Here is a 1933-nt window from a genome sequence, read left to right as displayed (position 1 = left end):
GTTATCAGTACGATCCCTAAGCCGGACCAAATGGCATAAGCAATCCCTACTGGAATTGTTTTTAAAACAAGTGATAGAAAATAAAACGAGACGGCATAGCCAACTACGACGCTAATACTAGCTAAAGGCTTTGTAAATTCCTCTGAAGCCTTTAATGCACTCGTGCCGATAACTTCTGCGATTATCGCTATCGCCAGATATAAATACCCCATTGCTTCCCTTTATCAATATGACATGAATCTTTCGGCAAGCAATATATAACGCTTTGCTAAGGAATACTCATAAATTGTAATCAATAGGATCAGAGTGTTTGATTTCTAGCTTGCTCACGAAATTGCTTCGATTTCCTGTCACCACCACGATTAGCAGCCTCCACACGTTGGTTAGTCTGTGTTTCAACCTGTCGTTTGAAACGCTCACTTCCCAAAACTTCAGCTTTATTGGTTGATGTTGTTATTGAGTAATCGGGCAGCAATCCTTGCTTGGTGACTATGAAATTAATCTAATGGCCTAAAGTAAAATCCAATCAAACACTCTGCCCCCCATTGATTACGGGACTACGTTGGCTAACTCCAAATCTGACTTTTCCTCATCTATGTAACAGCACTATAACGGACGCCTTGACGGCGATGCGTCGCTCTAGAAGGTCTGGTTATGCATCATGTAGTTGAGTCTTAGTCTCTGGCAGATTTCAAGCCACACACTGTCTTCGATCAAACCTTCCCGTCGCCACTTCTTGAGATCTGATATGCCATCGAAGGCAGAGCAGAGCGCTTGTCTTAGTAAAAGACATACTAAAGAATGTTCCTCCAACCCACTGAATAGTTCCTCGAGTATCTTCGCTTCAATTGCACTTTTATTACCACCGATAAGAACGTGGAGATTCTTCTCAATACTTTGAGCTTCACTCTTGGATATACACTGGATTACGTAGGCAGAGAAGGCCATTTCCTCGTCGCCATATAACCTGTAAAGCCTCACCTTTATTGCTTTCTTATGATTGGGGGTGACTGTTTCAAGGTCATCAGCTATGACACGTGCCCGATTTTCTTTTCCTTCACCCACAACGAGAGCTTGGTCTCCCCAGAACAATATGTATACCAAAGCCACCTTCTTTGGGATGTCCGAGGGCGAAGAGACGTCAATCAATCTTCTTCCATATTCCTCGTAAAGCTTTTCGATATTGTTCATGTTATGTCTTACAGTCTATTTATGAGGCCATTAGCCTTAGAATCAATGTTAACGATCGTTCATATAAGCTCATTGCCCATCAAAATTAGTGTTAAAGCAATATATTATTTAATAAACACAAAATCATTTTTTATCTAACAAAACCAAAATTTAAACGAGCCAAAAAAGATGGCACTTTCATTTTTCAAGCTGTCGTTTCAGCCCACTTTCCCGTTGATGACGTCTATGGACGGTATGTCTTAATACCTGTTCTGTCGCAAGAATGGCCACGGTTTTTCGCGCCCGGGTAATGGCGGTATAGAGTAATTCCCGATTAAGGATAGGGCTAATCTCATCAGGCATCAGGATGCTCACGGCATCAAACTCTGAACCCTGGCTTTTATGCACTGTCATAGCAAATACGGTCTCGTGAGCTGGGAGTCGATTTAGATTGACCCAACGCAGTGCTTCACCAAAATCGAAACACGCTTTGAGCTTGCCATCGTCATCACGTAACAGCATGCCGACATCACCATTAAACAAATGCTGGCGATAATCATTCTGCGTAATCATGATGGGTCTGCCCTGATAAAAGGTCTGCGCTGTACGCCAGCCCCGATGTGCCAGAAAACGGCTCATCAATCGGTTAACTGACATCACTGATTGCGGCCCAGATTTGAGTGCTGCTAACACCCGGAACTGCTCAAAGGCCTGAATGATCTGTTGTGGCGATAACGTGTTTTCTACTGCATCGATATAAGCT

Annotated in this window: 3 protein-coding genes; all 3 read right to left on the bottom strand. The window is 43.0% G+C overall.

The genetic code is table 11. From position 1 onward, the window contains the following. The coding region (locus ACTF5U_RS12095) for a DMT family transporter (RefSeq protein WP_438971887.1) at positions 1 to 212 on the bottom strand (212 nt) is incomplete at its 3' end. A gap of 427 nt (positions 213 to 639) precedes the next feature. Next, positions 640 to 1191 carry a hypothetical protein gene (locus tag ACTF5U_RS12090; RefSeq protein WP_438971886.1) on the bottom strand — a complete coding sequence of 184 codons (552 nt, stop codon included), beginning with the start codon at positions 1189 to 1191 and terminating at the stop codon, positions 640 to 642. 177 nt (positions 1192 to 1368) lie between these two features. Then, positions 1369 to 1933: ATP-binding domain-containing protein (locus ACTF5U_RS12085; protein WP_438971885.1), on the bottom strand; the 565-nt coding region annotated here is incomplete at its 5' end.

The organism is Methylophaga sp., from assembly GCF_965655755.1.
Lineage (GTDB): Bacteria > Pseudomonadota > Gammaproteobacteria > Nitrosococcales > Methylophagaceae > Methylophaga.
Note: the sequence above shows the minus strand (reverse complement) of the source record. Positions and strands in the feature narration are given on the sequence as shown.